At 68.0% G+C, this 6,275-nt stretch carries 4 protein-coding genes; 2 read left to right on the top strand and 2 right to left on the bottom strand.

Annotated features, from left to right (window positions below; all coding sequences use genetic code 11):
* Positions 1-140: 140 nt before the first annotated feature.
* Entirely contained in the window at positions 141-2,228 is a 2,088-nt protein-coding gene (locus tag EKD05_RS24905; protein WP_129678268.1) for a hypothetical protein, read from the top strand.
* Positions 2,229-2,249: 21 nt separating this feature from the next.
* Here EKD05_RS24905 and EKD05_RS24900 read toward each other — a convergent pair whose 3' ends face one another.
* On the bottom strand, positions 2,250-2,618 hold the full coding sequence (locus tag EKD05_RS24900; RefSeq protein WP_129678266.1) for a cupin domain-containing protein: 369 nt from the start codon (positions 2,616-2,618) through the stop codon (positions 2,250-2,252).
* 264 nt (positions 2,619-2,882) lie between these two features.
* On the opposite strand from EKD05_RS24900, the gene EKD05_RS24895 reads away from it, so the two are divergent.
* Positions 2,883-5,525 (top strand): helix-turn-helix domain-containing protein, encoded by a 2,643-nt coding sequence (locus tag EKD05_RS24895; protein WP_129678263.1) that lies wholly within the window; start codon positions 2,883-2,885, stop codon positions 5,523-5,525.
* A gap of 49 nt (positions 5,526-5,574) precedes the next feature.
* Here the strand turns inward: EKD05_RS24895 and EKD05_RS24890 are convergent, their stop codons facing one another.
* On the bottom strand, positions 5,575-6,144 hold the full coding sequence (locus EKD05_RS24890) for a hypothetical protein (RefSeq protein WP_129678261.1): 570 nt from the start codon (positions 6,142-6,144) through the stop codon (positions 5,575-5,577).
* Positions 6,145-6,275 lie beyond the last annotated feature (131 nt).

The following is a 6,275-nucleotide window of genomic DNA, read 5'->3' as shown; positions in this document are numbered from 1 at the left end:
CGCAGGTCACGAGGGAAGGGAGCGGGAACCGGCAAATCTAGTTGACACCAGGCGGCAAATCTAGTTGACATTCAACAATCGAGAATGGGCGACGCCGCCCCTCGCGTGAGCTGGCGGCTATCCTCGCCGAGCGTCTTGAGGTGCCGCCCGCCGAGCGCCCGGCGTTCCTCAGTCTCGCCCGCGCCACCGGCGCTGAGCCTGCCCCTGCCCCTGCGCCGGCAGTGCCACAGCCCCAACCAGCGCCGCCGCTGATCGGTCGCGCCAGCGAGCTCGAGACGCTTGCCCAGCGCCTCACCGACCCGGCATGCCGCCTGCTCACGCTCACCGGCCCCGGCGGTATCGGCAAGACCAGCCTGGCGATCGCCCTGGCCGCCCGCGTCGGCGGGAGTTTCCCCGACGGCATGCTCACGCTGGCTCTTGCTGGCGTCCAGCGTCCACCTGAAGCGGTGAGCGCTGTGGCCGCAGCCCTGGGGCTGCGCCCCGAACACTATCAGGCGGCAACGGCACAGGTGGTCAGCATCCTGGCCCCGCGCCGACAGTTGCTGGTGCTGGACAATCTTGAGCATTTGCTCAACGACCCTGAGCTTGTGGAGCTGATTGCCGCATTGCTTGGCGGCGCTCCGGGCGTGCGGCTGCTGGTTACCTCGCGTGAGCGGCTGCGCCTGCGTGACGAGTGGGTCTACGAAGTAGGCGGGCTGGCAACTGCCGATGAGGCTGCGGCTTCGGATGCAGTGCTGCTGTTTGTCGAGCGGGCGCGGCGGGTGCAAAGTATTTTCGCATTGACCCCGGCCAACGCCGCTGCGGTGAACCAGATTTGCCGACTGGTAGGCGGCACACCGCTAGCGATTGAGCTCGCGGCGAGTTGGCTGCCCACGCTGAGTCCGGCCGAGATCGCCGCCGAGCTCGAGCGCAGCCTGGAGTTGCTCGACAGCGACGCCCGCGACCTGCCGGCGCGCCACCGCAGCGTGCGTGCGGTATTCGAGGGCTCGTGGCGCTTGCTCAACGCCGACGAGCAGCGCCTGCTGGCCCGGCTGGCCCTGTTCCGCAGCGGCTTCACCCGCGAGGGGGCCGAGTTCGTTGCCGGTGCCCGGCTACCACAGTTGGCCACGCTGATGCAGAAGTCCCTTGTGCGGCGTGAGGGCGAGCGCTACACGCTCCACGAACTGATCCGCCAGTTTGCGGGTGAACATCTGCGGGCCGCGGGCGAGGCTGAGGCGACGGCGCAGCGCTTTGTGGACTACTATCGCTCGCTGGCGGCCCAGATCGCGGCGGGGCTCTCCACCGAGGGCGAGTTGACCTGGATCGGCGAGATCGCCGACGAAGCCGACAATCTGCGCGCAGCCCTGCGTGCGGCGCTCACGCTGCGCCAGGGCGACGCTGGCGCGAGCTTATGCATGAGCCTGTGCGCGCTCTGGGCGGTACGCGGCATGACCCGCGAGGGCCTCCAGTGGGTCGAGCAGTTCCTGGCCCTAGCGCCGCTGTCGGACGCTGCATCAGGGCGGTTGCTGACGATCGCCGCCCTGATGCAGCAACTGCTCGGCGAGTGGGATCGGGCGCTGCGCAGCGCCGAGCAGGCGCTTGCCCTGCTGCCGGCGGACGACGACGCTGCACGGCCGATGGCGACCTACGGTGCTGGCCTGGCGGCACTCGACCAGGGCGACTTCAGCAGTGCACGACGCTACCTGGCCGCCAGCCTGGCCTACGCTCACGACAGCGCACAGCGAGCCACCAGTGCTGCGGTGCTTGCGATCACCGGCTTGACCTATTATTTCGAGGGCTTGCCCGACGAGGCGCGCGCCCACTACCGGCAGGCGCTGGCGCTTGCCGAGCAGGACAACCTGGTCTTCATTGTCGCCTACACCACCTACGGCTTTGGTGCCTTGGCCGTACTGGAGGGTGACTCGTCCGGGGCGGCGCAGGTTCGCGAGGCGCTGACGATCTTTCAACGCTACGACTACAAGATCCTGATTGCCTACTGCCTGGAAACCCTGGCCGCCCATGCGGGACTGCTCGACGACCACGAGCGGGCCGGTCGGCTCTACGGGGCGGCTGAGCAGCTGCGCGCCACCCACCAACTCGTCGTGACACCCGGCATCCAGCCGATGTACCGGCGCCTCGCTGCCATCGCCCGCGGCCCCCTCGACGACGTGGTATGGGAAGCAGCCCTGGCGGCTGGGCGACAACTCAGCCAGGCCGAGGCGGTACACCTGGCCCTGGGCGAGGCGTAGCGCAAGCACGCGGCGAAGCCCTTAGCTCGTATGCCACGCCCCCGTACCAGCGCCGGGGGCGTCTCCGGCCAGTCGTTGTAGCTCGTCGGCGTTGCTGCCGGGGGCAAAGAGCAGCAGCAACTGGGCGGGGCTTGGGCTGGGGTTCCAGTAACGGTGGGGCTCGCCGGGGCGGATGAGGGTGAAGCCGCCCGCCGAGAGCGTAATCGTTGCCTCACTCCTGGTCAGCGCCACGATCCCGGCGATGACGTAGTAGCCGACCAACTGGTCTGCGTGCCGGTGCCGCCCCGTGCCCGGGCTGAACGGCGGTAGGGTACAGGCGACAAGCCCGAAGGCTCCGCCGGTCTCTGCGCCCGTGGCGAGGATTTGCCACGTGTGATCGATCTGCTCCATGGCTGTGGCTCCTGATAGTGTTGGTAGCGATGCTCCTAGTGAACCACAGTCGCACGGCGCATACCAGCGACCAGGTGTGACAAAAACCGGGACAGATGGGGCGTTATGGAGGCACGCCGCGTGTGGGCGGTATGTCGTCCATCGTTAGGAGTGACGGTACCGAAGCCCTACTATCGCGTACGATCATAGGTGCATACTCAGAACCCATGCTATACTACAACCATCACCATATGGCTCGTTACCGATACGACAGCTACGATCGCTATGGAATCGTTTTATGCCGTGCTTCGGCGCCGCAGACGGGCCGCCGATCTGACCCAGGAGCAGCTGGCCGAGTTGGTCGGCTGCGCAGTCACGACGCTCCGCTCGCTTGAGACCGGGCGCCGCCGCCCCTCACGTGAGCTGGCTGAGCGTCTGGCAAAGGTGCTCGCCGTGCCCGACGGCGAGCAAGACGACTTTGTCCGCCTGGCCCGGTTGGGCGACAGCGCGGGCTCGCTTTCGCAGGCCACGGTACCGTTCGCCACGATCCAGGCGCAGATACTGGGCGACGAGCAGCGGCGCTACCGTGTAACCCTCCCCGTCAACAGGCTAATCGGGCGGCACCGCGAGCTGGCTCAGGTGAGACAACACCTCACCAATCCAGAGGTACGGCTGGTCACCCTTGTCGGCCCCGGCGGGATCGGCAAGACGCGCCTAGCCCTGCAAGCGGCCGCCGAAGTCGCCGACACGTTTGCCTACGGTGCCGCCCTGGTGCCGCTGGGATCGGTCGCTTCGCCCGCCCACGTGCCTGGCGCGATCGCCGAGGTGCTCGGGCTCACGCTCAGCGGCGTTGCGCCGCCCGAGGTCGACCTGCTGACCTTCCTGCGCGAGCGCGAGCTGCTGCTGCTGCTGGATAACCTCGAACACCTGCTTGGCATTGAGCAAGGCGTTCGGCTGATCAACCTGCTGACCACGCTTCTGGCTCAGGCCCCCCTGCTCCGGCTGCTGGTTACCTCGCGCGAGCGGTTGCGCATCCGCGACGAGTGGATCGTCGAACTGGACAGCCTGACCTTGCCTAGCTCGTCCAGCCACCTGGCGATCGCACAGTCCGACGCCGTTACGCTGTTCATCGAGCGTGCGCAGCAGGCCGGCGCGCAGCTGACTCTGACCACCGAAAACCGCAAGGTGGTCGCGCAGCTCTGCCGTACGCTCAGTGGCATGCCACTCGCGATCGAGTTGGCCGCCGCGTGGGTGAATGTGCTCTCGTGCGACGAGATCGTGCGCGAGCTTGCCCACAACCAGGAGCTCTTGACCAGTAGCGCCCGCGACATCCCGTCGCGCCACCGCTCGCTCCAGGCGGTCTTTGACTACTCGTGGGGCTTGCTCAATGCCGACGAGCGCCGCACCCTGCGACGCCTCGCGGTCTTCCGTGGACCGTTCAGCCGCCAGGCGGCAATGGCGGTGCTGGCCGACGAGCCGGGCCACGCTTTGCCGTCCCTGACCCACCTGGCCCTGCTGGCCTCGCTGATCGACAAGTCGCTGCTGCGCAGCCGCTCACCTGGCGAGCCGCAGACCAGCTACGAGCTGCACGAGCAGATCCGCCAGTACGCTGAGGCGCGCCTTCGGCAGGACGCGATCGAGCACGCGCTGGCCAGACGGCTGCACGCAGCATGCTACGCTGCCTGGGCCGATCAGCAGGAGCCACGCTTGAAAAGCGCCGACCAGCAAGTGACTGTCGCGGCGCTGGGGCAGGCGCTCGATAATCTACGCTCGGCCTGGGAATGGGCGATCGAGCAGCAGGAGGCCGGCGTGTTCCGGCAGATGTGCTACACCCTCGGCTGGTTCGCCGAGTTGCAGGGCCGGAATCTGGAGTTTGCCGATCTTTGCTCGCGCGGTGCGGCGGCCCTGGTGCCCCGGGCCACCGGCCCCAGTGCCAGCCGCGACGACCAGGTCGCCTATTGGCTCCTCACTTCGCTCGAGGGCTGGGCCACCTCTCGCTTCGCTCCGGCTACGGCCATGCCCCTCATGCACGCGGCCCTCGAGCCGCTGCGCCGCCTCGGCGATGACCGAGCCTTGTTCCAGGCGCTGATCACCCCGGCCTATGTGGCGATTTTCGCCGGCGATCATGCCAGGGCACGGGTGCTGCTCGACGAGGCCCTCGCGGCCGCCAGGCGGGCCGATTTTGCCTGGGGCGTGTCCACTGTCCTCGTGATCTTCGGCCTGCTGGAAGTGCTGCATGGCGAGGCCGCCATCGCGCAGCAGCGGCTGGCGGAGAGCCTTCAGGCCGCTCGGGCGTGTGGCGACCCGCGCCTCGTCACCCTCGCGCTCAACTACAGCGGACGGATCGCCCTTAGCCTGGGCGATGCCGAGACCGCCGAACGCTTGTGCCGCGAGGCGCTCACTACGGCAATGGCCCAGCGCGACCGCTACCAGAGTGGGCTCGGCCTGCTGCACCTCGGCCAGATCGCCCAGGCCCGCGCCGACCATCCGGCGGCCGCTTGGATGTTTCAGGAGGCTCTGGTCATAGCTGTCGAGATCAGCGACCGCTGGCTTGAGGCCCAGGTGCTCGGTGCCCAGGGCCGCCTAGCCGCAGCAGGCGGCGACCGCCACCAGGCTACGGCGCTGCTGGCCCAGGCCCTTGCAACTTCCCTCGCCGCGCCAACCGCCGTTAGCCTGGATCTGCTGGCTGACCTGGCCGAGTACGCCGGCGAGCAGGGCTCGGCAAGCGCATTGGCCGCCTTTGCCTACCTGAGAGATCACCAGCTTTCCCGCCCGGCGACCAGCGTTCATGCCGCCCGGTTGCTGGCAACGCTGGCTGCGGCCAGCGACCCCGCCCTTGTGTCCGAGGCCGAAGCCCTGGCTGCCGCACGGGCTGGCGATCATCCTGCGACCTTCGCTCCGCTGTTTGGCGCCACGCCGCACGCGTGAGCGAGCGGCGTGGCAGCTTCGGTCTCACTTATTCAGTTCGGTTCCAGGGTTACGGGCGGATGCAGCCACTGAGCACTTCGACCGCGTCGAGGTCGAAGCCGTCGCCGATCGGGCCGAACTTCGCCCAGTTGCTCACGTCCACCAGCTTGAGATACTGGGCCTGCGGCAGCACCAGGTCGTAAGCCTGATCCTTGTCCGTCGTCTGGCCGAGCAGCGTCCAGTTCACCCCGTCGGCCGAGGCGTAGAGCTTGACCGCCTCGGGGTAGCGGCTCCAGGACCGCCGCGCATCGCCGAAGCTGGTCTCCCAGACCCTGATGTCGGCCTTGCCGGTGCCGTCATTGACGATCGGGTTGGCGAAGCGTAGGGTCAGGCTGCCACCGAAGCCCAGCGAGACGAAGTTCACCGTGTCGTTGCGCTGCGGCAGCCCCAGGGCCAGGGCCGGATTCGAGCGACTGGCCTGCACCGGCTTGCCGTTCTTTTGCCTGCCCTGGGCGAAGTCCTGCCAGCTCTGGGCACCCTCGGCGTAGCAGAGGGCCGGGGTGGGCTGTTCGGTCGGTGGCGCGGCGCTCACGGTCACAGTGGCGCTGTAGGTGTTCGCCCCGCCATCGTCGTCGGCCACACTGGCCCGCACGGTGAGCGTGCCGGCCGTCGTGGGCGTGCAGCTCACGCTTGTTGATCAACGATAATTAGAATTGCCGGCGTTCTGCCTCACGAGAGAATCTTACTTTGTCGGGGTTCGTTGCCTCACGA

Source organism: Candidatus Chloroploca sp. Khr17 (assembly GCF_004138165.1).
Lineage (GTDB): Bacteria > Chloroflexota > Chloroflexia > Chloroflexales > Chloroflexaceae > Chloroploca.
This window is presented reverse-complemented; position numbering and strand designations above follow the sequence as displayed.